This is a genomic window from Intestinibacter sp., assembly GCF_022780145.1.
GTDB lineage: Bacteria > Bacillota > Clostridia > Peptostreptococcales > Peptostreptococcaceae > Intestinibacter.
In genome coordinates, this window is sequence record NZ_JALEXO010000340.1 from 1 (window position 1) to 25187 (window position 25187).

Sequence of the window (25187 nt, forward strand, 5' to 3'; positions counted from 1 at the left end):
AACAGCAATACACGAAACAGGACATTTATTAGCAAATATTTTACTAGACAATAATAGTGAGGTTAAAAGTATTTCGATATTGCCAAGAGGTAGTGTTTTAGGATTTGTACATTCTGAGGACAAAAACATCGACAAATATTTAGATACGAAGACAGGTCTTTATAATCAAATAAAAGAGCTTCTAGCAGGTAGGGCCGCTGAAGAACTAATACTTGGTGAAATTACGACAGGTGCAGCTAACGATTTAGAAAAGGCAAATAACATAGCTAGAAACATGGTAATCAAATACGGTATGAGTGATGAGTTTGGATTTGTAACTGATAGCAAATACGATATCATTTCTAAAGAAAAAGCTACTAATGTTATTAGAAAAATGTTAGAGGATTGTTATAAAGAAGTAAAAAGCTTATTAGAACAAAATAAAGAGATGCTAGTTAAAATAAGCCGAGAATTAGAAGATAAAGAAGAATTAAACGAGGATGAGATAAAAGTATTTATAAATCAAATAAAAGCATGTTAATTATTGATATAATTGAATAATTTTTATAATAAAAAAACCTAGGCTATAAAACCTAGGTTTTTCAATGCGTTTAATATGATTTAAAAAAATGGTGCCGCTGATGGGACTCGAACCCATATGGTTTCCCGCACGATTTTGAGTCGTGTGCGTATGCCAGTTCCGCCACAGCGGCTAATTTTTGCTACCTTTATATTATAGCAACATAGTTTAAATTAATCAAGTATATTTTTGAGTAAATTATATTATTTTTAAATAAAAATAAAATATAAATTTAAAAAACTTATGAAAAAATTAAAAAAAGTGAATAATAAAATGTGTATAATATACTATGAAAATTGAGAATTTTTACATTTAAATATTTAATCTTAATAGATTATAATAAGTGTGGTATGATTAAATGATAGGGTAATATACCAATTAATAAGATTAATAATAGGAGTGATAAATTTTGGAAAATACATTGATAATTATAGATGGAAACTCGATAATAAACAGAGCCTTTTACGCGCTACCGAATATGAGTAACGAAGCTGGGCTTAATACGAATGCTATATTTGGATTTACTCGTATGATGTTTAAAATAATAGAAGAATACAAACCGACTCATATGAGTGTTGCTTTCGACAAAAAAGCACCTACCTTTAGACATAGGGAGTACGCTGATTATAAGGCTGGCAGAAAAAAAATGCCTGATGAACTAGCTGAGCAGCTTCAACCTCTAAAGGATCTTTTAGACAAGTTCAATATAAATAGATTAGAGCTTGAAGGATACGAAGCCGATGATATAATCGGTACTATTTCGAAGTTAGGTGAAGAAAATGACTTTAAAGTTTACATAGTTACAGGAGATAAGGATGCTATACAGCTTGCATCACATAAGACTACTACATTGATAACTAAAAAGGGTGTAGCAGATGTAGAAGAATACGACTACGATTCAGTGCTTGAGAGATACGAGATGACACCGACTCAATTTATAGATTTAAAGGGGCTTATGGGAGATAAGTCAGATAATATCCCAGGGGTTCCAGGAGTAGGTGAAAAGACAGGTATAAAGCTTTTAAAACAATATTCAAGTATAGAAAATCTTATAGAGCATACAGATGAATTAAAAGGAAGTATAAAGAAAAAAATCGAAGAAAATAAAGACCTAGCGATAATGAGTAAGAGATTAGCTACAATTATAAGAGATGTACCTATAGATGTGAAGCTGGATGATTTAAAATACGGCGATTACAACAAAGACGAAGTATTAGATAAATTTAAAGAATTTGGATTTACTAGCTTAATATCTAAATTACTAGATTTAGACGGTGGAGAAAGCACTGTAAAACAAGAAATAGATATAAATATAGAACACTTAGATAATGTAGAGGAATTTGCAAAAAAAGCTGAAGAAAACAACAAAGTAATAATAGATGTAATAGGAAGAGAAGGAAACATTTTAGACAAGAGAATATTATATGTATTCTTAAGCTTAGACGGCGAAAACATCTACTATGTAAACGAAGATGAGCTAGATAAAATCTCAAATATTCTTTCGAACTTCGAGATTAAAAAACACGGCTACGATTTAAAGGAAGACTATATACTACTAAAGCCTTATGGTATAGAGTTAAATTCTATGGATTTCGATATAACTATAGCTGAGTATTTAATAGACTCAAAATCATCGACTTCGTACGAATGCAGTGCAATAGCTATGAAATACTTGACTAGACAGATAAAATCAAAAGAGGACTTACTTGGAAAAGGAGCTAAGGCTAAGAAGTTTGAGCAAATAGGCTTTAAAGAGCTTTCAACATATGTAGGAGATATTTTAAATACAGTAGCGTATGTATATCCTAAAATGGAAGAGAGGCTAAAAGAAACCGAAATGGACGGTCTTTTCTACCATGTTGAAATGCCACTTGTAGAGGTTCTAGGTTCTATGGAATACATAGGTATGAAGGTAGACAAGGATCAATTAAACGAATTAAAAGATAAATTTACAAAAATAATATCAGAATTAGAATCTGAAATATACGAAATGGCAGGAGAATCGTTCAACATAAATTCACCAAAGCAATTAGGTGTGATTTTATTTGAAAAATTAGGACTTCCAGTTATTAAAAAGACAAAGACAGGGTACTCTACAAACGCCGAGGTGCTAGAAAAATTAAGAGATAAACACGAAATAATCGATAAAATAACAGAGTATAGACAAATAGTTAAACTTAATTCAACTTATGTAGAGGGATTATTAAATATAATTAATCCAAAAACAGGAAGAATACACTCTTCATTCAACCAAACTATAACTACTACAGGAAGAATTTCGTCTACAGAACCTAATATGCAAAATATTCCAGTTAAAACTGAGATGGGTAGAGACATAAGAAAGGTATTTGTAGCAGCAGAAGGATGTAAGCTAGTAGACGCCGACTATTCTCAAGTAGAGCTTAGAGTTTTAGCGCATATGAGTGGCGATGAAAACATGATAGATGCATTTAAACACGGAGAAGATATCCATGCAAAGACAGCATCGCAAATATTCGACGTAGATATAAACGACGTCACAAGTAAACAGAGAATAGAAGCCAAAGCTATAAACTTCGGTATAATCTATGGAAAAACAGATTTTGGTCTTTCTCAGGACTTAAATATTCCGGTTGCAAAAGCCAAAGCATATATAGAAAGTTATTTTTACAAATATCCTAAAATAAAAGAATTTATGGATGACGCAGTAGAAAAAGCGACTCAAACAGGATATGCAACTACTATATTAAATAGAAGAAGATATATACCAGAGATAAACGCGAGCAATTTCATAGTTAGAAACCAAGGCAAGAGATTCGCGATGAACGCACCTATACAAGGTAGTGCCGCCGATATAATAAAAGTAGCTATGGTAAATGTATACAACAAATTAAAAGAAAACAACATGAAATCAAAGCTTATACTTCAAGTACACGATGAACTTATAGTAGAAGCTACTGAAGATGAATTAGAATTAGCTGAGAAAATAGTAAAAGAAGAAATGGAAAATGCACAAGTGATGGATGTACATTTAGATGTAGATTTGAATACAGGAAATTCTTGGTATGAAACAAAGTAGGTGAAAAAATGATAGTATTGGGACTTACAGGAAATATTGGATGTGGAAAGAGCAGTGTATCTAATATATTTATCCAAAATGGAATAGATGTAGTAGATGCAGATATAGAAGCTAGAAGGATATTTGACGATAAGGATTTACTTAATAAAGTATTTTCGACTTTTGGAGATAGTATAAAAAACGAGGATGGAAGCTTAAATAGAAAGGCTCTAGGAAATATTGTATTCAACGACGATGAAAAGCTAATAGAGTTAAATAATTTAACACATCCTCAAATAAAGAAAAATATACTATCACAAGTTTCAAAATATAAAGAGCAAGGTAAAAAAATAGTTGTAATAGACGCAGCGCTATTGATAGAAGACGACTATCTACCTTATATAGATAAATTGGTTTTGATAACTTGTAGAGAAGATATACAAATCGAGAGAATAAAAAATAGAGATAACTGCACAGAGAAAGAGGCAGTTAGCAGAATAAATTCTCAAATGAGTCAAAGTGAAAAATCGAAGTTTGCAGATTACATTATCGATAATTCAAACTCATTTGAAGAATTACAAAAGAGAGTTTTAGAATTTATAGAGATTTTACAAGGAGAATAAGCGTGAAAAAAAAATTAATCTTAATTCTATTTATCGTAATAGTTTTGGGACTTGCTTTATATATAGAAAGGGACGAAATATATAAATATATATATCCTAAAAAATATTCAGAATACGTTGAGTTTTACGCCGAGGAATACAATTTAGATGAAAATTTAGTTTACAGTGTAATTAAGGCAGAAAGTAAATTTGATAAGGATGCAGTTTCAAGAAAAGGGGCAAAGGGATTGATGCAGATTGGAGATTCCACGAGAGATTGGGCAATTGAAGAGCTTGAGATGACTGAAGCCGATATTTTTGAGCCTGAGGATAATATAAGGATAGGATGCTGGTATTTAAGCAAGCTATATAGAGAATTTGGAAACCTAGATTTAGTTATCACCGCATATAATGGAGGCTCTGGCAATGTCAAAAAATGGTTAGCTAATCAAAAGTACAGCAAAGATGGGGAAAATTTGCATACTATTCCTTTTAAAGAGACATCTAGCTATGTTGATAAAGTAAAGCATAATTACGAGATGTATAAGAAAATTTATAATTAGAAAGGTACAACAAAATGAAAAAAATAGTAAAATTAGTAAGTATAATTTTAGCGTTGATGTTATTTGTTGTGGGATGTAGTGCAAAAACAGAACAGGAAAGTAAATCAGAAAAAACAGTAAAAAATGATTCAGAATATATAAATTTAACTATGATAAGACCAGATACAATTAATCCAGTTTTAAATACTGATAAATCTGTAAGTCATGTTTTAAATTTAGTATATGATAGTTTGTTTGAATTTGATGAAAATTATGATCTTCAACCTAAATTAGTAGATTCTTACAATATTTCATCAGACAATAAAAGTGTCAGTATAAATTTAAAATCTGGGGTAAAATGGCATAATGGAAAGAGCTTAACGTCTAGCGACGTTAAATACACATATGATTTAATAAAATCAAAAAAAGAGAGTGCGTATTATGATTTAGTATCAAATATAAGCAGTATAACTGTAAATGGAAGCAGAAGTCTTACTATCAACTTTAAAGATAATTATGCATTTTCATTGGAAACATTGATTTTTCCTATAGTGTCAAAGGATAAATTGAGTGGGTTAAAAAGCGATGATTTAACACTTCCAAACAAGAATTTAGTGGGATGTGGAGAATATAAAATTAAAACTTATGAAGATAGAGATTTTATGATTTTAGAGCCAAATAAGGATTATTATGATTTTAATGAAAAAGGCAACAATAAAGAAATCTATGTAAAAATGGTGCCAGACAATGAATCACAAGTACAGATGGTACTATCTCTAGATAGTGATATAAGTAATGTTTCACTTGCTAATATAAGTAAGTTTACAGATAACGATAATTTTAAGATAGAAAAATATCAAGGAAGAAAATACGACTATGTTATTTTCAACTATGAAAATGAATACCTACAAAATTTAGATATAAGAAAGGCTATTTCGTTTTCAATAGATAGAAGTTCAATTATAAAGGATGCTTATTCAAATAGAGCTAAATTGACTAATTTTCCTTTGAATTCTGTATCAAAATATTATGATAGTGATTTAAAGCCTCTTTCATATAATACAGATAATGCACAAAACTATCTTAAAAAAGCAGTTTTATCATTAGAAGAAGAAAAAAATGCTAAGAAAACAGACGGAGAGAATTCTCAAACTCCTGACGAAAATGTAGTAGATAATTCTCAAGCCGATAATGTAGATAATAAAACTATTGATGATAAGCAAAATACCAAAGATTCAAACAAATCAACTAAGGAAAAAACTAAATCATTTAAGGACGTGACAACTGCTGAAGTGAAGGCTTTATTAAAAGACATGAAATTTAAAATAATAGTAAATAAAGATAATAGTGAAAGGGTAAAGGCTGCAAATATAATAAGTAATAACTTAGAGGCTATAGGTATAAAAACAGAAATAGAAGATTTAACAGATGATGAAATGACAAAAGCTCTAGATAGTAAGAAATATGATTTAGCTTTAATAGGATGTGAATTACCTGCTGTATCTGATGCAACATATATACTTGAAGAATTGGGATATAAAGACAAGCAATTAGATAAATATTTGAAAAATTTACAAGAAGCCAACTCAGAAGCTCAGATAAAAAATATCTACAAAGAGATACAAAAATATGTTAAAGAAAATGCAGTATTTATAAGCTTTGGCATGTTAGATGATTATGTTGTATTAAACGAAAGACTTGAAGGAGATTTGTATTCTAATGATCTCAATATATACAGGGGAATTGATTCTCTAAAAGTAAAATAATATTTGAGTCAGAATAAGTTTGTAAGTAGAGTTTTTTGAGATAATATGGTATAATATACCCATATAGGGTATATGGAGGTGTAATTAATGCAAAAGAAATTATTAATCGAAGGTATGAGCTGTAATCACTGTGTAAACCATGTAAAAACAGCCTTAACAGAAGATATTGAAGGTGTAGAAGTAAAGGAAGTCAGTTTAGATGGCAAATATGCTTTAGTCGATATAGCTGATGGAGTTACTGAAGATGCTATAAAAGCTGTAATAGAAGATTTAGGATTTGAATTAAAAGGAATCGAATAATATAAAAATGCCTACAGGAATATCGTTCTTGTAGGTTTTTTTATGCCAAATTTTATATAAAAAAAGATCTCTAAATAAATAGAGATCTCTTAAATGGGGGAGATTGAGTATATTTGATTTTACATTTATATTATTAACATTCTTAATAAAAATATACATACTATTTAATATTTTTTTAAAATAATCATATATATTAAAGTAAATATTTTTAAAAATACCGGCAAGCACACATTTTATATTTATATGAATATAATAAAATAAACGAGGTGGGGTATCATGGAGGAGTATAGAACATATAAAGATAATTTTAGAAATTTGATACTTGATATGATACAGGAGGATTTAGCAAATTATGTATCGCAGAGAGGTGCCAAGAAATTTTTTGAAGCAAATGTGGATAAAGCAATAAATGAAAATATACAAAAAATTAAAAGCAGAGATAAAAGAGAGAATATATATTTAAAGGTTTTAACTTATGGTGCATATAAAGAAAACATAGTATCAGTGGGAAGGTTAATAAAAAAAGAGGAAATTTTTAAATCAAAAAAAGAACTTTATAATTTTGCAAGATACCTTAATTTAAATGTAAATAAAAAGTTTTCATATAATCAAATTTTAAGAATAATATCAAAACATATTTATGACAATAGGGATTTATATTCATCTAGACATGTAATCTATAAAAGAACAGGCAAAGAATATATAATAGACCCTCAGAGTGTTAAAAATGAATTAATACAGAGCTATAGGTCAAAAACAAGAGAAGAAATGAAGGCTATAGCTAAGCTTTTAGAAGTAGATATAGACGAGGAAGAAGGGGCAGAAGATATAAGAAAAAAAATAATAAATAGCATAATAAAAGAGAAACTGAGAAAAAATAAATAGACAGATAAATAAAGACGCTAAAAGCGTCTTTAATTTTTAATCAAAAGGGTGTGATTTATATAAATATTAAAAAAGTTACATTTTTAGTAGTCATCATATTAGCTGCGAGTTATTTTATATCTATTCAAGATAACAATTTAAATAAAATAGAAATTAAAATAATAAGTTATAATATACATAGTGGGACTGATAGAAATATGATTCCTACATTATTCGACACAATAAATTTTTTAAAAAAGAGTAAAGCAGATATTATATGCTTACAAGAAGTAAATGAATCCTCAAAGGTGGGATTTCAAGTGAGCAGTCTAAAAGAAGAATTAAATATGTATTCACATTTTGGGGCAAATGTTGTAGAAAATGATGAAAACTACGGATTAGCTACATATTCAAAATATAAAATAATCGATAAAAAGCACGTTTATCTAACTAGCTCAAAGGAACAACGAGGTTTTTTACATACTATTATAAAAGTAAAAAACAAAAAGGTGCATGTAATAAATGTCCATCTTGGATTGGATTATGAGGAGAGAAAAAAGCAAATAGAAGAGCTAAGAGTCTATATAAAGAACTTAAAAAGCGAGTATTTTATAATTTTAGGAGATTTTAATGAAGGAAATATATCGTTAAATGACGAAATTATAGTTGATGTGGCCGAAGAGTTAAATAAATCTAATATACTGACTTTTTCAATGGGAATCGATAGAATAGACTACATGTTTGTCTCTAATAATATAAAAATAGAATCTTATGAAGTATTAATAAAAAATATGTCAGATCATTATCCAATAGTTGCTAAATTTTCTATATAATTATATTATAATAAAGGAGAAAAATAAATAAAGTTTAGGAGGTAATTTATGAATTTTACATTTTGTCACAATAATTTTAATGTAATAAATTTAGAAAAAAGTATAGAGTTTTACGAAAAGGCTTTAGGTCTTAAAGAATCTAGAAGAATAGCTCCAGAGGATGGAAGCTTTATAATAGTTTATTTATCTGATGGGACAACAAGACACAGCCTAGAGCTTACTTGGTTGAGAGATTGGGATAAACCATCATATAATTTAGGAGATAATGAATTCCATCTAGCTCTTGAAGTAGACGATTTCGAAAAAGCTCATGAGCTACATAAAGAAATGGGATGCATTTGCTTTGAAAATAAAGAAATGGGAATATATTTTATCAACGATCCAGATAATTATTGGATAGAAATATTACCAGCTGGTAGAGGCTGATTTAAATAATATTAGGAATATTAATTTGGGGGAATAACGTTATGAAAAAAGTAGTCTTAGCATTAGGGGTAGGTGCTTTAGCTGTATCTTTAAATGCTGGTAAATCATATGCTGATTCTACTGCTATAGTAGATGTAAGCGCATTGAACGTTAGAAGTGGACCTAGTTTAAATTATTCAAAAGTAGGGGTAGTTTATAAAGGAAGCTATTTAAATGTAATAGAAACTCAAGACGAATGGTCTCATGTAAAATCAAATAATGGATTAAATGGATGGGTTTACTCTAGCTATATAAAAAAACAAGCTTCTACATCTAGTGAGGTTGGATATAATACAGGAACTGTTAATGTAAGCTATGTAAACGTAAGAAGTGGCGCAGGCAATCAATATTCTGTAAAAACTGTAGCTTCATATGGTACAAAAGTTACTTTGTTTAACAAGTCAAACGGATGGTATAATGTTCAATTGAGTAATGGAACAACTGGTTGGATTTATAAAAGATATATAGATTTTGGAAATAGTGGAGAAAATGCGAATAATACATCGAATGAATTTACTCCATGTAACGGAAAGGTAACATGCTATGCTAATTTAAATGTCAGAAGTGGACCATCTACTAGTTACAGCATCAAGTCTAAATTAACTCATGGACAAGTAGTAAAATTAATCGACAAATCAAATGGTTGGTATAAAGTAAGCTTGAGCAATAAAACAACTGGATGGGTAAAAGACGATTATATAAAAATAACTACAGAAGATGTAACAAATACAGGTGGAAATTCAAATAATTCAAATAGCTATAGATCATCTGTAGTTAACTTAGCGTATTCGCTTCTTGGAACTCCATATGCTTGGGGTGGAAATGGACCGAATTATTTTGACTGTTCTGGATTTACTAGATATGTATATTTACATGCAGAAAATAAAACTATTCCGAGAGTCTCTTATGAACAGGCTAAAATAGGCACATTTATATCAAGGGGAAATTACTTGCCAGGAGATTTATTGTATTTTGCAACAACTGGTACAGGACAAACAAGCCACGTGGGAATTTACGTCGGTAATAATATGTTTATACATGCTAGTGGAAGTGCATCAAATCCAGATAAAGTCAAATTATCTAGCTTAGAAGGATATTACGGTAGAGTATTACTTGGCGCTAGAAGATTTTAAAAATAAATATTCATAAAATTAAGCCCTCTTAAATATAATATACAAATAATATTTAAGGGGGCTTAACTAATGAGTAATAAAAAGATATACAAAGGATTAAATAAAAGGCGAAGATTTAATTTTAGAAAATTTATAACTGTTGTACTTTGTATGGCTTTAATAGTAGGGTATAGCTATAAAAAAATTGGCGTAGATGGAGTGTTAAAAAATTTTAATTTGCTTGAAAAAATGTCTTTTGTAGTTGATAAGGTATGCTTTTGGAAGGATTTAGATTTTGATGTTTTTAAATTAAACTCTACAGATGCTAAAAAGTCGGACAACTTATATGAACAATCACAAAAAGATACAGAATCTAAAAACTCATCAAACAATAATGCAAAAGTAGCAGTAGTTGATGGTATAGATGTTTATTTAATACAGGTGGGATCTTTTGATAATAATGAAGATTTAAATAAAATCGAAGTTAAATTAGAACAAAATAAAATGCCAAGTTCGACTTTGAAAATGGATGGTGTGAGTAAAACTCAGACTTATATTTCTTTCAATGAGGAGGATATGAGGAAGCAGTTGCCTACTGTAAAAAATTTATTTAATGATGCATTTATCACTAAATTAGAAATTCCAGTATTATCATTAGAATATACTGATGAGTATTCTTATATAAAAAATATATCTGATTATTTAAATTTACTATTAAAAAGCTATGAAGAGGAATCAAATTATTTAAATGAAAATAGAAATAGTTTTGATACTATAAAATATCAAAATATGATGAAAGAAAGAAAAGAAATTTTAAATAAATTAGATAATGAAGTCAAAAAAATAGATTATAAGGGGCTAGATTACTTTAAAAATAATTTATTGTCTTATACTTCACAAATTGAGGACAATATTTTAAACTTAGATAAAATAATTTCTAGTGAGGATATTTATAAATATGAAAGTATTTTAATGTATTCAGTACAAATGTATTATGAATTCATAAACCAAATAAAAACAGCTTAAAGGGTTGAATTATTCAACCTTTTTTGTATTTTTTGAAAAAATAAAAAAATTTAAAACTTAAATAAATATATAAAAAAAATATTATTTGTGTTATATATTTTTTTTATATTCATTTAAAAAAAGCTAATAATTGAGATAAATAATTAACAATTGTTAAATTTTTGTAGTAAATATAGTATACTATATATATAATATCTATGAGTATTAATATAACAAGACAGGGGGTAAATATAAAATGAGACTCTTAACATTCAAAGGAGGTATACATCCTCCATACAATAAAGAGTATACAAACAAAATAGCTCTAGCGAAAGCTGAAGCTCCAAAAACTGTTTACATTCCTCTTCAACAACATATAGGTGCTCCAGCAAAACCTATAGTAGAAGTTGGCGATCTAGTTAAAAAAGGTCAAATGATAGGACAAGCAGGTGGGTTTGTATCAGCAAATGTTCATTCATCAGTTTCAGGGAAAGTCATTGGAATACAAATGCATGAAGTTCCTGGTGGAGTAGGACAATGCATAGTCATTGAAAACGACTTCAAAGAAGAACTTGATGAAAGCGTTAAACCAAAAGGAGATTTAGATAGTCTAGCTCCAAAAGAAATTATTAAAATTATACAAGATGCAGGTATAGTTGGTATGGGTGGTGCAACATTCCCAACTCATGTAAAATTATCACCTCCACCAGATGCAAATATCGATGTAGTCATTTTAAATGGTGCTGAATGTGAACCATATTTAACTGCTGACCATAGATTAATGGTTGAAATGCCAGAACAAATAGTATTTGGTATAAGAGCCGTTATGAAAGCATTAGAAGTTAAACAAGGATATATAGCTATAGAAGTAAATAAACCAGATGCTATAGAAGCTGTTACTAAAGCAGCTGAACCATATCCAGAAATAGAAGTTGTTGGACTTCAAATAAAATACCCACAAGGGGCAGAAAAACAACTTATATATGCATGTACAGGCGGAAGAGAAGTTCCATCAGGTGCATTACCAGCAGCTGCAGGTGCCGTAGTTACAAATGTTAGTACAGCAGCTCAAATATCTAAATCAATACAAACAGGATTACCTCTAATAGAAAGAATCACAACTATTACAGGCGATGCTATAAAAAATCCTAGAAACTTAATAACTAAAGTCGGAACACCAATCTGTGAAATAATAGATCAATGTGGTGGATTTAAAGACGACGTAAAAGTAGGTAAAGTTATATTAGGTGGACCTATGATGGGTAATACTCAATATACTACTCAAGCAGCAAGTACAAAAGGTACTTCAGGTATATTATGCTTATCAGAAGAAAAAGCTAGACTTCCTGAACCTACAGCTTGTTTAAGATGTGGTAGATGTACTCAAGTATGTCCAGCATTCTTACAACCTTTATACATAAGTGCTAATTCACTTAAAGGTGACTTTGATAAAGCTGAAGAACATAGAGCTCTTGACTGTATAGAATGTGGATCATGTTCATTTATATGTCCAGCTAGAAGACCTTTAGTAGAATCTATAAGAAATGCTAAACGTCAAATTCAAGCAAAACGTAGAAAAGCACAAGCTCAAGCAAAGGCAGCAAAATAAATATTGGGGGGAAATAAACATGGAAAATAAGTTTATAGTGTCATCATCACCTCACATTAGAAGTAATGAAGATACTTCTTATATAATGAAACAAGTAGTATTAGCTCTTTTACCAGCAGCAATCGCAGGTTTATGGTATTTTAGAGCAAGCGCATTATATGTTATGTTCTTCTGTATATTAGGAACAGTTGGTTCTGAATTTATATGGGAAAAAATAACTAAACAAAAAAGTACTATTGGAGACTTTTCAGCAGTAGTTACAGGTTTATTATTATCATTTAACGTTCCTGCATCACTTCCATGGTGGATGTGTCTATTAGGTGGCGTATTTGCAATAGTAGTTGTAAAAATGATGTTTGGTGGATTAGGTAATAACTTTGTTAACCCTGCTTTGGCAGCGAGAGCATTCTTATTAGCATCATTCCCAGTTGCAATGACTAAATGGACTCAAACAGGTGTTAATTGGGTTAGTTCTTCAGCAGCTGCTGATGTAGTAACAACTGCAACTCCACTTAGCTTCTTAAAATCAGGAGCAGCAGGACTTCAAGGACTAACTGACAGTGGTATATCTATGACTGATATGTTAATCGGTAATATAGGCGGTTGTGTTGGTGAAACATGTGCTGTATTAATATTACTAGGTGGTATTTACTTAATATATAAAGGAATTATAAGTTATATTATGCCAGTTTGTTATTTAGGAACAATATTTGTATTAACATTCTTACTAGGTGGATTTAATATACAATTTGCTGTAAGTGAAATATTAGCAGGTGGTGTTATGTTAGGTGGTTTCTTCATGTTAACTGACTATACAACATCTCCTATGACTAAGAAGGGACAAATTATATACGCTGTTTTAGCAGGTGTAATATGTTCAGTAATTAGATTATACGGTGGATATCCAGAAGGATGTTCTTATTCAATATTATTAGCTAACGTTATGACTCCACTTATAGACAAATACGTTAACAACAGAGTATTTGGGGAGGTGGCTAAATAATGGGCAAAGATATGTTTAAATTAGGATTAAATTTATTAATAATAAGTGCAGTAGCTGCATTATTGTTAGCACTTACTAACAGTGTAACTGCTGATACTATTGCTCAAAGAAGTGAACAAGCAAATGCAGAAGCTAGAAAATTAGTTTTAGATTCTGCCGAAACTTTCGAAGAAGTAAAAAATATAAAAACTGATAACTCTAAAGGTATAGAAGTTGCAGAAGTATATGAAGCAAAAGATGCATCAGGAAATACAGTTGGATATACTCTTAAAGTTTTACCATCAGGTTATGGTGGAAAAATTGAATTAATGGTAGGTATAGATTCAGCTAATAGTCAAGTATCAGGAATAAATGTTGTAAGTAACTCAGAAACAGCAGGTCTTGGTGCTAGATCAACAGAACCAGAATTCAGTGACCAATATAAAGGAAAACCACTTGAAGAGCTTTCAGTTCTTAAAAATGGTACTCCTGGCGACACAGAAATCAAAGCAATATCTGGGGCTACTATAACTTCTACAGCAGTAACTAATGGTGTCGATGCAGCAATAGAAGTTTATAATAACTCTTTAAAATAATTGATAGGGGGATTTTAAGATATGAGTAGTTTAGGAAAAACATTTAAAAATGGTATTATCGATGAAAATCCAACCTTTGTACAAGTAATAGGTATGTGTCCTACTCTAGCTGTTACAAGTGCAGCTATGAATGGTTTAGGAATGGGTCTTTCAACTACAGTAGTTTTAGCTTGTTCAAATATAGCTATATCACTACTTAGAAAAGTAATACCAGACAAAATAAGAATACCAGCATTTATCGTTGTTATAGCTACTTTCGTTACAATCGTACAAATGCTTTTAAAAGCTTATATACCAGCACTTGATAAAGCGCTTGGATTATATATTCCATTAATAGTTGTTAACTGTATAATACTTGCCCGTGCAGAAAGTTTTGCATCTAAAAATGGACCAGTTGCTTCAGCAGTAGATGGTTTAGGTATGGGTCTTGGATTTACTATAGCTCTTACAATATTAGGAGCAGTTAGAGAATTATTAGGTGCAGGAAGCATATTCGGATTTAGTCTATTTGGAGCTTCTTACCAACCAGCTTTATTATTCATATTACCTCCAGGAGCATTCTTAACATTAGGAATCTTGATGGCGATATTTAATAAAGTTTCAAAGAAAAGCGCTTAATTATTAGGAGGGAAATATTATGAATTATATTCTTTTATTACTAAGTATTGTCCTTGTTAACAATGTTATAACATCACAATTCTTAGGTATATGTCCATTCTTAGGTGTTTCTAAGAAGGTGGATACAGCAGCAGGTATGGGAGCTGCGGTTACATTCGTTTTAGGCCTAGCTTCTTTAATAACATACTTTATACAAATGATCTTAGTAAAAACAGGAACTGAATATTTACAAACTATAGCATTTATACTTGTTATAGCTTCAATAGTTCAATTTGTTGAAATGGCACTTAAGAAAATGAGTCCAGCTTTATATCAAGCATTAGGTGTTTACTTACCTCTTATAACTACAAACTGTGCAGTTTTAGGTATAGCACTTGTTAATGTTCAAAAAAATTACAATATATTAGAAACATTAATAAATGGTGTTGGTGCAGGTTTAGGTTTCACATTAGCAATAGTTTTATTCGCAGGAATCAGAGAAAGATTAGAACTTGCAGATATTCCAGATGCATTTAAGGGATTCCCTATAACATTAGTATCTGCAGCATTAATGTCAATAGCTTTCTTAGGATTTACAGGATTAATAAGACTATAAAACAGGGGGGTGAAGTATTGTGGAAATATTAAAAGCAGTAATATTATTAGGAGCCATGGGGTTAATATTTGGTGCTGTCTTAGCTTTTGCTGCACAAAAATTCGCAGTTGAAGTTGATGAAAGAGAAACTAAAATACTTGAAGTACTTCCTGGAGCAAACTGTGGTGGTTGTGGATTCCCAGGTTGTGGAGGTGTGGCAGCCGCTATAGTAAAAGGTGAAGCACCTGTAAATGCTTGTCCAGTTGGTGGACCTGCAGTAGCAGCAAAAATTGGAGAAATCATGGGTGTTGCAGCTGAATCAGGAGAAAAAATGGTTGCACATGTTATGTGTAAAGGTACTTGTTCAAGTGCAGCAAATAAATATGAATATAATGGTATTCAAGATTGTAGAGCAGCAGTATCTCTAATAGGTGGACCAAAGGATTGTAGCTTTGGTTGTTTAGGACTTGGAACTTGTGCATCTGTTTGTAAATTCGATGCAATAAAAGTAGTCGATGGAGTAGCTGTAGTAGATGAAGATAAATGTGTTCTTTGTGGAAAATGTATGGAAGCTTGTCCAAAAGGAATAATAGCTAAAAAACCAGCTAACAAAGAAGTTGTTGTCAACTGTAGTTCTAAAGATCCAGGTAAAGTTGTTAAAGCTAAATGTTCTGCTGGATGTATAGGATGTAAAGCTTGTGAAAAAGCTTGTCCAGTTGGTGCAATAGTTGTAGAAAATAATAAAGCTACAATAGATTACTCTAAGTGTATAGGATGTAAACAATGTGCAGTTAAATGTCCAAAGAAAGTTATATCTGCAGGAGATATATCAGATAGACGTATAGTAGCTATAGACGAATCAAAATGTATAGGTTGTACAGCTTGTGCTAGAGTTTGTCCATTTGGTGCGATAGAAGGAGACAAAAAACAACCACATAAAGTTGATCCAGAAAAATGTAAAGGATGTCATCTATGCATGCAAAAATGTAAGAAAGACGCAATAAAATGTGTAGAACAATAGATATGAAAAAATAGAATATGGACAAAATAAAGGTATAGATCTCTATACCTTTATTTTATTGCCTTAACAGTGGAATAATCTTAAAATTAAACGTAAATATTATTACAAAATTCTTAACAAAAATAAGAAAATTTTAAATAAAAATAATATTTATTTAAATAAAATAAATTTTTTTAAAAAATATAAGATTTATAAAAGAAAAGAGCTTATATTAAGATTGAAATTTTTATAAGATAGTGATAAACTTAATTAGTACAAAATTTAAGTACGAGAAGGTGAATAAATGGAAATTATATTAGCGTCGGCTTCACCGAGGAGAAGAGAAATTTTAAAAAATACTAAGCTTAAATTTGAGGTTCAAAAAAGCGATATAGAAGAAGTATTTTTGGAAAATGAATCTCCTGAAAGTATGGTAGTTAGGCTTGCATATGAAAAAGCATTTGATGTAGCAGAAAATAACAGAGATAAATTGGTTATAGGTGCTGATACAATTGTTGTTTTAGGAGATGAAGTTTTAGGTAAGCCTAAAGATGAAGAAGAAGCATTTGATATGATACAAAAGCTATCGAATAAAACACACAGAGTTATTACAGGTATCAGTTTAATCCATTTAAAAAAGGGAATAGTTGTAAATGACTATCAGATAAGCTATGTTACGTTTAAAGATTTAAGTGAAGACTCTATTAAAGATTATATAAATACTAAGGAATCATTAGATAAAGCAGGTGGGTATGGAATACAAGGATATGGAGCTCTATTAGTTGACAGTATACAAGGTGATTATTTCAACATAGTGGGACTTCCTATATCTAAACTCAGCGATTTGTTAAGGGATCACTTTGATATAAATCTATTTTATGGAGGATGATTCATCTGCAAGAAACTTTAAACAACAATTTTAACATAAAAAATATGTTAGAATGCGACAGACCTAGAGAAAAAATGCTGACAAAAGGTGTAAAATCATTATCTGATGCTGAATTGTTGGCTATTATTATTAGAACTGGAAACAAAAAATACAATGCTATAGAGCTTTCTAATCAAATATTTAAGGAAAAATTAATAAATATTAGAGATTTATATGATATAAGTATAGAAGAGCTATGTACTATAGATGGTATCGGACTCACTAAAGCTACCCAAATAAAGGCAGCGGTAGAATTAGGAGTCAGGGCTTCCAGTTATATGCCACCTAAATACAAAATAAAAAATCCTTGGGATATATACAAATACTACATGGATACATTGAGATACGAATCAAAGGAAATATTTAAAGTAGTGCTTTTAAATACAAAAAATGAGATAATTACAGATGTAGACATTTCAATTGGTACTTTAAATGCGTCATTAGTTCATCCGAGGGAGGTTTTTAGAGCGGCAATTAGACGAAGTAGCAATAAGATTATATTAATACATAATCATCCATCAGGATGTCCAACACCTTCTTCAGAAGATAAGTCTATTACAAATAGGCTTGTTGAGTGTGGAGAAATAATAGGCATTGAAGTAATAGACCATATAATTATAGGTGACGGATTGTATTTTAGTTTTAAAGAAAATATGTTGATTTGATATAGTGTAAGATTGAAGGGAGCGTTTAAAAATGGCAAGTGAAAAAAAACAAAAAAAACAAAAAGGATCTTTCTTTGGATTCGGAAAAATGACAAAGGACATGGGTATAGACCTTGGTACTGCAAATACTCTAGTATACATTAAAGGTCAAGGTATAGTGCTTAGAGAACCATCAGTTGTCGCAATAAGAGATGACAGCAAGGATGTTTTAGCAGTTGGTGAAGAAGCGAAGAGAATGATAGGTAGAACACCAGGAAACATAAAAGCAATAAGACCTATGAAGGATGGAGTTATAGCTGATTTTGATATAACTCAATCAATGTTAACTTACTTCATACAAAAATCTACTGCTAAAAAAGGTGGAGCTGTAAGTGCGAGAATAGCTATATGTGTACCATATGGTGTTACTGAAGTAGAAAAGAAAGCAATAGAAGAAGCTGCTCAACAAGCAGGAGCTAAAGAAGTGTTTTTAATAGAAGAACCAATGGCTGCAGCTATAGGAGCTGGACTTAGAGTAGAAGAACCAGAAGGTAACATGGTAGTTGATATCGGTGGTGGTACTTCAGAAATAGCTGTAATATCACTAGGTGGTATAGATACTGCTGAATCTATAAGAATAGGTGGTAACAAATTAGACGAAGCAATAGTTAATTACGTTAAAAAAGAATACAACTTATTAATAGGTGAAAGAACTGCTGAAGATGTAAAAATAAACATAGGTTCAGCTTATAAAGATGGAGAAGAAGTAACTGCTCAAATAAGCGGTAGAGATTTAGTAACAGGTCTTCCTAAGAAAATCGATATATCTTCTGCAGAAATAAGAGATGCCTTAAAAGACCCTATTAATACAATAGTAAATGGAATAAAAATAACTCTAGAAAAAACAAAACCAGAGCTTGCTGCCGACTTAATGGAAAACGGAATAATGTTAACAGGAGGAGGAGCATTATTAAAAGGTCTTGATTTATTAGTAAAAGAAGAAACAGGAATGCCAGTTTTCATAGCAGAATATCCACTAGATTGTGTTGCTATAGGAACTGGAAAATCAGTTGAAGACCAAGAAATCTTCGAAAAAGTTTTAGTAGCAAACAAGAGAAGATAGAAGCTGGTGATGAGTTTGAGAAGAGACAAAAACAGACGTAAAATAAATTTTAAAGTGATAGCAACTGGTTTGGTTGCTATCACTTTAATTGGAATTGTAAGTATATCAATAGGAAGAAATTCGGGAAATAGTCCCTTTAACTCAAATATAATACTTAATATAACATCTACTCTTGAACACGGCGTTAGTAAAGGAATTGGTTTTTTTACTGGCGGATTTTCAAATATAGTAAATTTCAAAGCTAATGCTGAGAAAATTGAAAAATTAGAAGAAGAAAATAAAAAATTAGAGGAAGAAATAACAAATTTAAAAGGCGAACTAGAAACTACGAGCTCATTAGAACAATTAAAAAAATCATTGAATTTTGTAGATGAAAAGTACGTTGCAAATCAATTAGCAGCTGAGGTAGTAAGCAAAAATGATGGACTTTGGTATACAAGCATTGTGATAAGTGCAGGTAGCGATGATGGTGTCAAAAAAAATAGCTTAGTTATGAATGGAGACGGCTTAGTAGGTATAGTTACAGAAGTATCTTCAAGCTATTCTAAAGCTATTACATTATTAGACACGACATCATCAGTTAGCTTTAAGTTATCAAAGGATTCTAAATACAAAGGAATTATTACAACTGGTACAGGCATCAAAGAAGAAGAGTCAAATAGAGAAAAAGGTCTTTTACAAGGATATATGATGGATTCTGATTACGATGTACTTCCAGGTGATAGTGTAGTTACGTCAGGTCTTGGTTTATATCCAGAAAACATTGCTATAGGAGAAGTGACAAAGGTTGTTGAAGATAAAAGTAAATCTTTAAAATACGTAGTAATTAAACCTAATGTAAACTTTAAAAATATAGATAATGTAGTTATAGTAGAACCAAGAAATATAAATTAGAGAGGTAATTACAATGAAGAGAATATTACTTTGTATATTAGGGATCTTTATAATAATAATACAAAATAGTATTATTAATTATTTATCTATTTTTGGAATGACTATAAATATAGTTTTAATATATTTAGTTATAATTTCTCTTTACTTAGGAGAATTAGAAAGTGGAATTATAGGTGCGATTTTAGGTATTGTCCTAGATTCTAGTGTTGGAGGCGTTTTTGGAGCTAATGCACTTATATTATTTCTGATTTCATATACAGTAAGTTATTTGAGAAATAAAGTTTACAAAGAAAGTCCTGTAATGATATTTACAATTATTTTAGCTATGACTTTTATATATTGTGGAGTTAGTTTTTTATTTGCTAAATCACTATATAATGTATGTAAATTTGCATCAATTATAAAAATAATTGTAGTTCCTATTGCAAATGCTTTAATAGGAGTATTAATTTACAAGATATTTAAAAATCAAATATTAAAACTAGAAGAAGAATAGTGGTGATTTAATGGAAGACAATAAAGTTAATGAGAGATTTAATATCATAAAGATTTTTTTCTTAGTTGCCTTTACTGTAATCATATTGAAAATGCTATATATGAATATATTTCAATATGATTATTATACAAGTCTTGCAGACAATAAAACATATAAAGAAGTTACTATAAAGGCTGCAAGAGGAGAGATTAGAGACAGATATGGAAGACTTTTAGCCGGAAATACAAATTCTTTTGTAGTTGAAGTATCAAGCGATCAATTGACTGCATCAGGAAATGATGCAAATGGTATTGCCTTAAAAATAATGAATAAATTAATAGAAAATGATGAAGATTATGAAGATGATTTTCCTATTATTATAGATGAAAATGGAAACTTTTCTTATACATATGATCAAAATGTAAGTGAGTACAAAGAAAAGAACAATATCCCAGCCAATTTAAATGCAAAAGAAACATTCTACTATTTAGTAGACAGTCTTATTGACGATGGAACATTAAAAAAATCTGATAGAGATTTAAAACCAGCAGAGCTTCAAAAGAAGCTTAATAGCAAGGGGTATTATCCTCCTATTTTAGTTTCTAACTTTACATTTACAGAAATTAAAGACAAGAACGATTGGTTGGAGAGTTTTGTTAAAAAACTTAAAACAGGCGAAAAAATCGAAGTCAAAAAGACTGATAGTGCAAAGGTCGCATTTCAAAAGATTAGAAAGTACTATGAAATCGATGAAAGCTTAAGTGACCAAGATGCTAGAAAAATACTTGTAGTTAGAAACTTGATAAAATCTCAAGGATATAAAACTTATTATCCTGTTACATTAGCTTCAAATGTATCAGAAAAAACAATATCTTTTGTAGAAGAAAATGCAGCTAATATGTCTGGAATTTCTATATCTAGTAAGCCTATTAGATATTATCCAAATAAAGAATTGGCATCTCATGTATTGGGTTATGTAGGAAAAATTCCATCTCAACAAGTAGATGAATATTTAAACAATAAAGAAAAGGAATATCAGTCAGATGATATTGTCGGCCTTACAGGAATTGAGGCAACACAAGAGGATAATCTAAAAGGTATTGATGGATATAAAAAAGTAAAAGTAAATGCAACTGGTAAAATTACAGATGAGTTAGAGGTTAAAGAGCCTGTGTCAGGTGATACAGTTTATCTAACTCTAGATATGGATTTACAAAAGGTAGCAGAAGAAGGGTTGGAAAAGACTATAAAAGTCGCAAATACTGGAGGAACTTTTAAAAGCGACTATGGAGATGTACCTGTAAGTGGTGGAGCGTTAAATGCAAAAACAGGAGCAGTTATAGCCGTAGATATAAAGACAGGAGAGGTTTTAGCATCAGCAAGTTATCCAGATTACGATCCTAACTTATTTGTAACAGGTATTTCGTCAAAGGATTACAAAAAATTACAACCTAAAAATCCAAATGATACTCTAGCTGCCAGTCCACTTTTAAATTTAGTAACTCAAGGTGTATTCCAACCAGGTTCTACATTTAAGATGGTAACAGGAATGGCTGCTTTAGAAAATGGATTAGATCCAAATTACACAATAGCTGATACAGGTGTTATAAAACTTGAAGGACAGACCTTTGGGGATGCCGTTTGGAATAAATCTAGAGGCAACCACGGTGCTGTAAATCTATATAAAGCTATACAAGAGTCATGTAATATCTACTTTGGTATAGTTGGTACTGGAACAAACTTTTTAAATGAAAGTCATAATCCAGGAATAAAAATGAATTCAAAGAAAATACTTAAATATGCTAAGTTATTTGGTTTAAACGAAAATACTGGTCTAGAAGATGAAATAACTGAGACAGCAGGTAAGGTACCTAGTGAAGAGGATAAAATTAACTCAACTAAAATATCACTTAGATCTTATTTAAATTTAAATATATTAGATAGCTTTACTGATATAGATGAAAATGACGATGAAGAGATGGATAAGAGAATAGATGAAATTGTAAGTTGGGTAGATGAATATCCTTGTCCAGGAAGAGGTGAAGTTATGAATCGCCTTGCAAATTTAAATGTAAAAGAAGATAGAGTAGAAGATTTAGCCGATTCTATATTATTTACATATTTAAAATTTGCTAGATGGACTACTTCTGACAACTTAAACTTATCTATAGGCCAAGGTGAAAATGCATATACTCCATCACAAATTGTAAGATATGTCATGGCAATTGCAAATGGAGGTTATTTGACAGACTTGACTTTAACTAAGAAGGTTGTAAATACTGATTATGAGACAACATTCGAAAGTAAAGTAGTATCTAAAAAAATTGATTTTAAAGACGATGATAATTTAAAAGAGTTAATAAAAGGTATGAAGCTAGTTACAACAGAAGGTACAGCGGCAAAATACTTTGCCAATTTCCCTGTGGCAGTTGCAGCAAAAAGTGGTACTGCCGAAAGAAATGATAAAATACCTACATCAAATGAATATAAATATTTGATGAATCATTTATCTAGTTATGGAGTCAATAAAGACAAAGTACTAAAAGTCTACAATCAATTGAGAAAAGATAGAGAAGCTGAATTAACTAAAAATAGAATAAAAGAAATAAAAGAAGAATTGAAAAAAGATGATTTGGATGATGAAACAAGAGAAGAATTAGAAAAAGAACTAAAAGACGGTGTTGATGAAAAATTAGCTAATACAGACAAAATAAATGCTGCTTATTTGAGAAGAGCTATAAAGAAGGTTAAACCATCTATTACAGATGAAAAGATAGATGCATATAAACAAACTTATGGAGATTTTGGTTGGGCAGTAGCATTTGCTCCAGCAGATGATCCAGAGATAGCAGTAGCGGCAGTTATTCCTCAAGGTACTACAGCTACTTATGCATTCTTGCCAATAAAGGATATAATAGGATATTATGTATCTGGTTCACCTGAAGATACAAAGGACTCTTCTGAAAATAAATCAGATAATGGAGATAATACTTATCAAAATTCTAATTCTAATGACAGCAGTAAAGATACAGGTAGTGACAATAAATTAAATTTTCAAGTTCAAATAAAAAAATAAAAAGGTGATTAATATATTTATGAAGAATATAGTAAATAAATTGATATCACTCTGGAGGTTGTTATGTCTTTAAAAGAAGTTTCTGCCAGTGAACTTGTTGAATTTAAAGGCAATAAAAAAGGTATAGTTGTGAATATAAAAAAGGTAGCTCCTTTTGATGTTGTTAAAGATTCAATAATTAATAGGTTAGAAGAATATGTAGGATTTTTTAATGGAGCCAAAATCTGTGAAATTAATTGTGATTACTTAAGTGATATTCAAATAATGATAATAAAAGAAGAGCTTACGTCTAGATTTGATATAGAATTTACAGAGGATCAAGAGAAAAAGCAATTAGGTTTATTTGATACCAAATATGTTGATAATTTAAGGTCTGGTGAAAATATAGTATATGATGGAGATATAGTCGTTATGCAAGATATGAATCCAGGTTCACAATTGACTTCAATAAGAGATATAGTTATTATGGGTAATATAAGCGCTGGAGCGAGAGCTATTGCAGCAGGAAATATAATTGTTATGGGTAAAATTGAAGGATTTGTGCATGCAGGCGCGGGTGGTAATGACAGAGCCTATATAGTCGGAAACTGTCTATGTCCTAAGGTTTTACAAATTGCCGATAATATAGCTGAGGCGCCCGATGATGATGAAAGTAACCAAGAAATTAAAGAAATCAGCCCAGAGATAGCCTTTGTAAGTGAAGGACGAATAGTAATAGAGAGTTACTTACCTAAAAATATAAAAAACAAGGAAATCTATAGGGGGTAGTGAGATGAGTGAAGTTATCGTTATAACATCAGGTAAGGGTGGAGTTGGTAAAACAACGACAGTTGCGAATTTAGGAACAGCATTAAGTTTTGAAAATAAAAAAACAGTAGTTGTAGATGCTGATATAGGACTTAGAAACTTAGATGTAGTTATGGGTCTTGAAAATAGAATAGTTTACGACATAGTTGACGTTGTTGAAGGTACTTGTAAATTAAAACAAGCATTAATCAAGGATAAAAGATTTGAAAATTTATACTTACTACCAGCAGCTCAAACTAGAGATAAAAATGCAGTATCAGAGGAACAAATGGAAGAATTATGTCAAAGATTAAAGGAATCATTTGACTATATTATAATAGATTGTCCAGCTGGTATTGAACAAGGGTTTAAAAATGCCATAGCAGGAGCAGATAGAGCGTTAGTAGTAACTAATCCAGAAGTTTCTGCTGTAAGAGATGCAGATAGAATAATAGGCTTATTAGAGGCTAATGAAATTAGTAATATTCAGCTTATAATAAATAGAATAAGACAAGACATGGTTAAACGCGGCGATATGATGGATAAACAAGATATAGTAGAAATACTAGCTATAGATCTAATTGGTATGGTTCCAGATGATGAAAGTATAATAATTTCTACGAACAAAGGTGAGCCTGCAATCTTAGACGAAAAATCTCTTGCTGGTAAAGCCTACAAAAACATAGCAAAAAGAATATTGGGTCATGATATTCCTATTATGGAACTTCAAACTCAAGAAGGATTTTTCAGTAAAATTAAAAGAATGTTTGGAACAGCCAAATAGATAGGAGGATAAT

24 protein-coding genes, 1 tRNA gene and 1 pseudogene are annotated in these 25187 nt (G+C 30.4%); 25 read left to right on the plus strand and 1 reads right to left on the minus strand.

Annotated features, from left to right (window positions below):
• Positions 1-520 (plus strand): annotated as a pseudogene (locus MR593_RS12930) (cell division protein FtsH); the annotation flags it as partial.
• Between the two features lie 89 nt (positions 521-609).
• Here MR593_RS12930 and MR593_RS12935 read toward each other — a convergent pair.
• Positions 610-692: transfer RNA gene (locus tag MR593_RS12935), tRNA-Leu, on the minus strand.
• A 276-nt stretch (positions 693-968) separates the two neighbouring features.
• On the opposite strand from MR593_RS12935, the gene polA reads away from it, so the two are divergent.
• The 24 genes from polA to minD all read left to right on the plus strand — a co-directional run bounded on the left by polA (position 969) and on the right by minD (position 25174).
• The gene (gene polA / locus MR593_RS12940; protein ID WP_290693733.1) at positions 969-3617 is read left to right on the plus strand and encodes a DNA polymerase I; all 2649 of its coding nucleotides are present in this window, start codon (positions 969-971) and stop codon (positions 3615-3617) included.
• Positions 3618-3625: 8 nt separating this feature from the next.
• Positions 3626-4219: a dephospho-CoA kinase gene (coaE, locus tag MR593_RS12945; RefSeq protein WP_290693736.1), complete on the plus strand. Its 594-nt coding sequence runs from the start codon at positions 3626-3628 to the stop codon at positions 4217-4219.
• Between the two features lie 2 nt (positions 4220-4221).
• Positions 4222-4761: a lytic transglycosylase domain-containing protein gene (locus MR593_RS12950; protein WP_290693739.1), complete on the plus strand. Its 540-nt coding sequence runs from the start codon at positions 4222-4224 to the stop codon at positions 4759-4761.
• 14 nt (positions 4762-4775) lie between these two features.
• A complete protein-coding gene (locus MR593_RS12955; RefSeq protein ID WP_290693742.1) occupies positions 4776-6506 on the plus strand; it encodes an ABC transporter substrate-binding protein in 1731 nt (576 codons plus the stop codon).
• A gap of 87 nt (positions 6507-6593) precedes the next feature.
• Entirely contained in the window at positions 6594-6806 is a 213-nt protein-coding gene (locus tag MR593_RS12960) for a heavy-metal-associated domain-containing protein (protein ID WP_290693745.1), read from the plus strand.
• A gap of 276 nt (positions 6807-7082) precedes the next feature.
• Positions 7083-7691: a hypothetical protein gene (locus MR593_RS12965; RefSeq protein ID WP_290693748.1), complete on the plus strand. Its 609-nt coding sequence runs from the start codon at positions 7083-7085 to the stop codon at positions 7689-7691.
• A gap of 50 nt (positions 7692-7741) precedes the next feature.
• Positions 7742-8503 (plus strand): endonuclease/exonuclease/phosphatase family protein, encoded by a 762-nt coding sequence (locus MR593_RS12970; RefSeq protein ID WP_290693751.1) that lies wholly within the window; start codon positions 7742-7744, stop codon positions 8501-8503.
• Between the two features lie 48 nt (positions 8504-8551).
• Complete coding sequence (locus MR593_RS12975; protein ID WP_290693754.1) at positions 8552-8929, plus strand: VOC family protein; 378 nt, start codon at positions 8552-8554, stop codon at positions 8927-8929.
• Between the two features lie 41 nt (positions 8930-8970).
• Positions 8971-10101: a C40 family peptidase gene (locus MR593_RS12980; protein WP_290693757.1), complete on the plus strand. Its 1131-nt coding sequence runs from the start codon at positions 8971-8973 to the stop codon at positions 10099-10101.
• A 69-nt stretch (positions 10102-10170) separates the two neighbouring features.
• Positions 10171-11106: an SPOR domain-containing protein gene (locus MR593_RS12985; protein WP_290693760.1), complete on the plus strand. Its 936-nt coding sequence runs from the start codon at positions 10171-10173 to the stop codon at positions 11104-11106.
• A 235-nt stretch (positions 11107-11341) separates the two neighbouring features.
• Positions 11342-12694 carry an electron transport complex subunit RsxC gene (gene rsxC, locus MR593_RS12990; RefSeq protein WP_290693762.1) on the plus strand — a complete coding sequence of 451 codons (1353 nt, stop codon included), beginning with the start codon at positions 11342-11344 and terminating at the stop codon, positions 12692-12694.
• Between the two features lie 19 nt (positions 12695-12713).
• Positions 12714-13697 carry an RnfABCDGE type electron transport complex subunit D gene (locus MR593_RS12995; RefSeq protein WP_290693765.1) on the plus strand — a complete coding sequence of 328 codons (984 nt, stop codon included), beginning with the start codon at positions 12714-12716 and terminating at the stop codon, positions 13695-13697.
• Positions 13697-14272 carry an RnfABCDGE type electron transport complex subunit G gene (locus tag MR593_RS13000; RefSeq protein WP_290693768.1) on the plus strand — a complete coding sequence of 192 codons (576 nt, stop codon included), beginning with the start codon at positions 13697-13699 and terminating at the stop codon, positions 14270-14272. Before MR593_RS12995 ends, MR593_RS13000 begins: the two co-directional genes overlap by 1 nt.
• Positions 14273-14293: 21 nt before the next feature.
• Positions 14294-14890 (plus strand): electron transport complex subunit RsxE, encoded by a 597-nt coding sequence (gene rsxE / locus MR593_RS13005; RefSeq protein ID WP_290693771.1) that lies wholly within the window; start codon positions 14294-14296, stop codon positions 14888-14890.
• 19 nt (positions 14891-14909) lie between these two features.
• Positions 14910-15485: an electron transport complex subunit RsxA gene (rsxA, locus tag MR593_RS13010; protein ID WP_290693774.1), complete on the plus strand. Its 576-nt coding sequence runs from the start codon at positions 14910-14912 to the stop codon at positions 15483-15485.
• A gap of 19 nt (positions 15486-15504) precedes the next feature.
• The gene (locus MR593_RS13015; RefSeq protein WP_290693777.1) at positions 15505-16485 is read left to right on the plus strand and encodes an RnfABCDGE type electron transport complex subunit B; all 981 of its coding nucleotides are present in this window, start codon (positions 15505-15507) and stop codon (positions 16483-16485) included.
• A gap of 283 nt (positions 16486-16768) precedes the next feature.
• A complete protein-coding gene (locus tag MR593_RS13020; RefSeq protein WP_290693780.1) occupies positions 16769-17353 on the plus strand; it encodes a Maf family protein in 585 nt (194 codons plus the stop codon).
• A complete protein-coding gene (radC, locus tag MR593_RS13025) occupies positions 17350-18057 on the plus strand; it encodes a RadC family protein (protein WP_290693783.1) in 708 nt (235 codons plus the stop codon). The genes MR593_RS13020 and radC overlap by 4 nt, the downstream gene beginning before the upstream one ends.
• 31 nt (positions 18058-18088) lie before the next feature.
• On the plus strand, positions 18089-19159 hold the full coding sequence (locus MR593_RS13030) for a rod shape-determining protein (RefSeq protein WP_290693786.1): 1071 nt from the start codon (positions 18089-18091) through the stop codon (positions 19157-19159).
• Positions 19160-19168: 9 nt separating this feature from the next.
• Positions 19169-20053: a rod shape-determining protein MreC gene (gene mreC, locus MR593_RS13035; RefSeq protein ID WP_290693788.1), complete on the plus strand. Its 885-nt coding sequence runs from the start codon at positions 19169-19171 to the stop codon at positions 20051-20053.
• A gap of 13 nt (positions 20054-20066) precedes the next feature.
• The gene (gene mreD, locus MR593_RS13040) at positions 20067-20549 is read left to right on the plus strand and encodes a rod shape-determining protein MreD (protein WP_290693790.1); all 483 of its coding nucleotides are present in this window, start codon (positions 20067-20069) and stop codon (positions 20547-20549) included.
• Positions 20550-20559: 10 nt separating this feature from the next.
• On the plus strand, positions 20560-23604 hold the full coding sequence (locus MR593_RS13045; protein WP_442908415.1) for a penicillin-binding transpeptidase domain-containing protein: 3045 nt from the start codon (positions 20560-20562) through the stop codon (positions 23602-23604).
• 63 nt (positions 23605-23667) lie between these two features.
• Entirely contained in the window at positions 23668-24372 is a 705-nt protein-coding gene (locus tag MR593_RS13050; protein ID WP_290693795.1) for a septum site-determining protein MinC, read from the plus strand.
• 4 nt (positions 24373-24376) lie between these two features.
• Positions 24377-25174, plus strand: a complete 798-nt coding sequence (gene minD / locus MR593_RS13055) for a septum site-determining protein MinD (protein WP_290693797.1) — start codon at positions 24377-24379, stop codon at positions 25172-25174.
• Positions 25175-25187 lie beyond the last annotated feature (13 nt).

Bases quoted from the DNA above. Each gene is read 5' to 3' on its own strand.
- coaE (WP_290693736.1), top strand. From the start codon at position 3,626: ATGATAGTATTGGGACTTACAGGAAATATTGGATGTGGAAAGAGCAGT.
- MR593_RS12955 (WP_290693742.1), top strand. From the start codon at position 4,776: ATGAAAAAAATAGTAAAATTAGTAAGTATAATTTTAGCGTTGATGTTA.
- MR593_RS12960 (WP_290693745.1), top strand. From the start codon at position 6,594: ATGCAAAAGAAATTATTAATCGAAGGTATGAGCTGTAATCACTGTGTA.
- MR593_RS12965 (WP_290693748.1), top strand. From the start codon at position 7,083: ATGGAGGAGTATAGAACATATAAAGATAATTTTAGAAATTTGATACTT.
- MR593_RS12975 (WP_290693754.1), top strand. From the start codon at position 8,552: ATGAATTTTACATTTTGTCACAATAATTTTAATGTAATAAATTTAGAA.
- MR593_RS12980 (WP_290693757.1), top strand. From the start codon at position 8,971: ATGAAAAAAGTAGTCTTAGCATTAGGGGTAGGTGCTTTAGCTGTATCT.
- MR593_RS12985 (WP_290693760.1), top strand. From the start codon at position 10,171: ATGAGTAATAAAAAGATATACAAAGGATTAAATAAAAGGCGAAGATTT.
- rsxC (WP_290693762.1), top strand. From the start codon at position 11,342: ATGAGACTCTTAACATTCAAAGGAGGTATACATCCTCCATACAATAAA.
- MR593_RS12995 (WP_290693765.1), top strand. From the start codon at position 12,714: ATGGAAAATAAGTTTATAGTGTCATCATCACCTCACATTAGAAGTAAT.
- MR593_RS13000 (WP_290693768.1), top strand. From the start codon at position 13,697: ATGGGCAAAGATATGTTTAAATTAGGATTAAATTTATTAATAATAAGT.
- rsxE (WP_290693771.1), top strand. From the start codon at position 14,294: ATGAGTAGTTTAGGAAAAACATTTAAAAATGGTATTATCGATGAAAAT.
- rsxA (WP_290693774.1), top strand. From the start codon at position 14,910: ATGAATTATATTCTTTTATTACTAAGTATTGTCCTTGTTAACAATGTT.
- MR593_RS13020 (WP_290693780.1), top strand. From the start codon at position 16,769: ATGGAAATTATATTAGCGTCGGCTTCACCGAGGAGAAGAGAAATTTTA.
- radC (WP_290693783.1), top strand. From the start codon at position 17,350: ATGATTCATCTGCAAGAAACTTTAAACAACAATTTTAACATAAAAAAT.
- MR593_RS13030 (WP_290693786.1), top strand. From the start codon at position 18,089: ATGGCAAGTGAAAAAAAACAAAAAAAACAAAAAGGATCTTTCTTTGGA.
- mreC (WP_290693788.1), top strand. From the start codon at position 19,169: ATGAGTTTGAGAAGAGACAAAAACAGACGTAAAATAAATTTTAAAGTG.
- mreD (WP_290693790.1), top strand. From the start codon at position 20,067: ATGAAGAGAATATTACTTTGTATATTAGGGATCTTTATAATAATAATA.
- MR593_RS13045 (WP_442908415.1), top strand. From the start codon at position 20,560: ATGGAAGACAATAAAGTTAATGAGAGATTTAATATCATAAAGATTTTT.
- MR593_RS13050 (WP_290693795.1), top strand. From the start codon at position 23,668: ATGTCTTTAAAAGAAGTTTCTGCCAGTGAACTTGTTGAATTTAAAGGC.
- minD (WP_290693797.1), top strand. From the start codon at position 24,377: ATGAGTGAAGTTATCGTTATAACATCAGGTAAGGGTGGAGTTGGTAAA.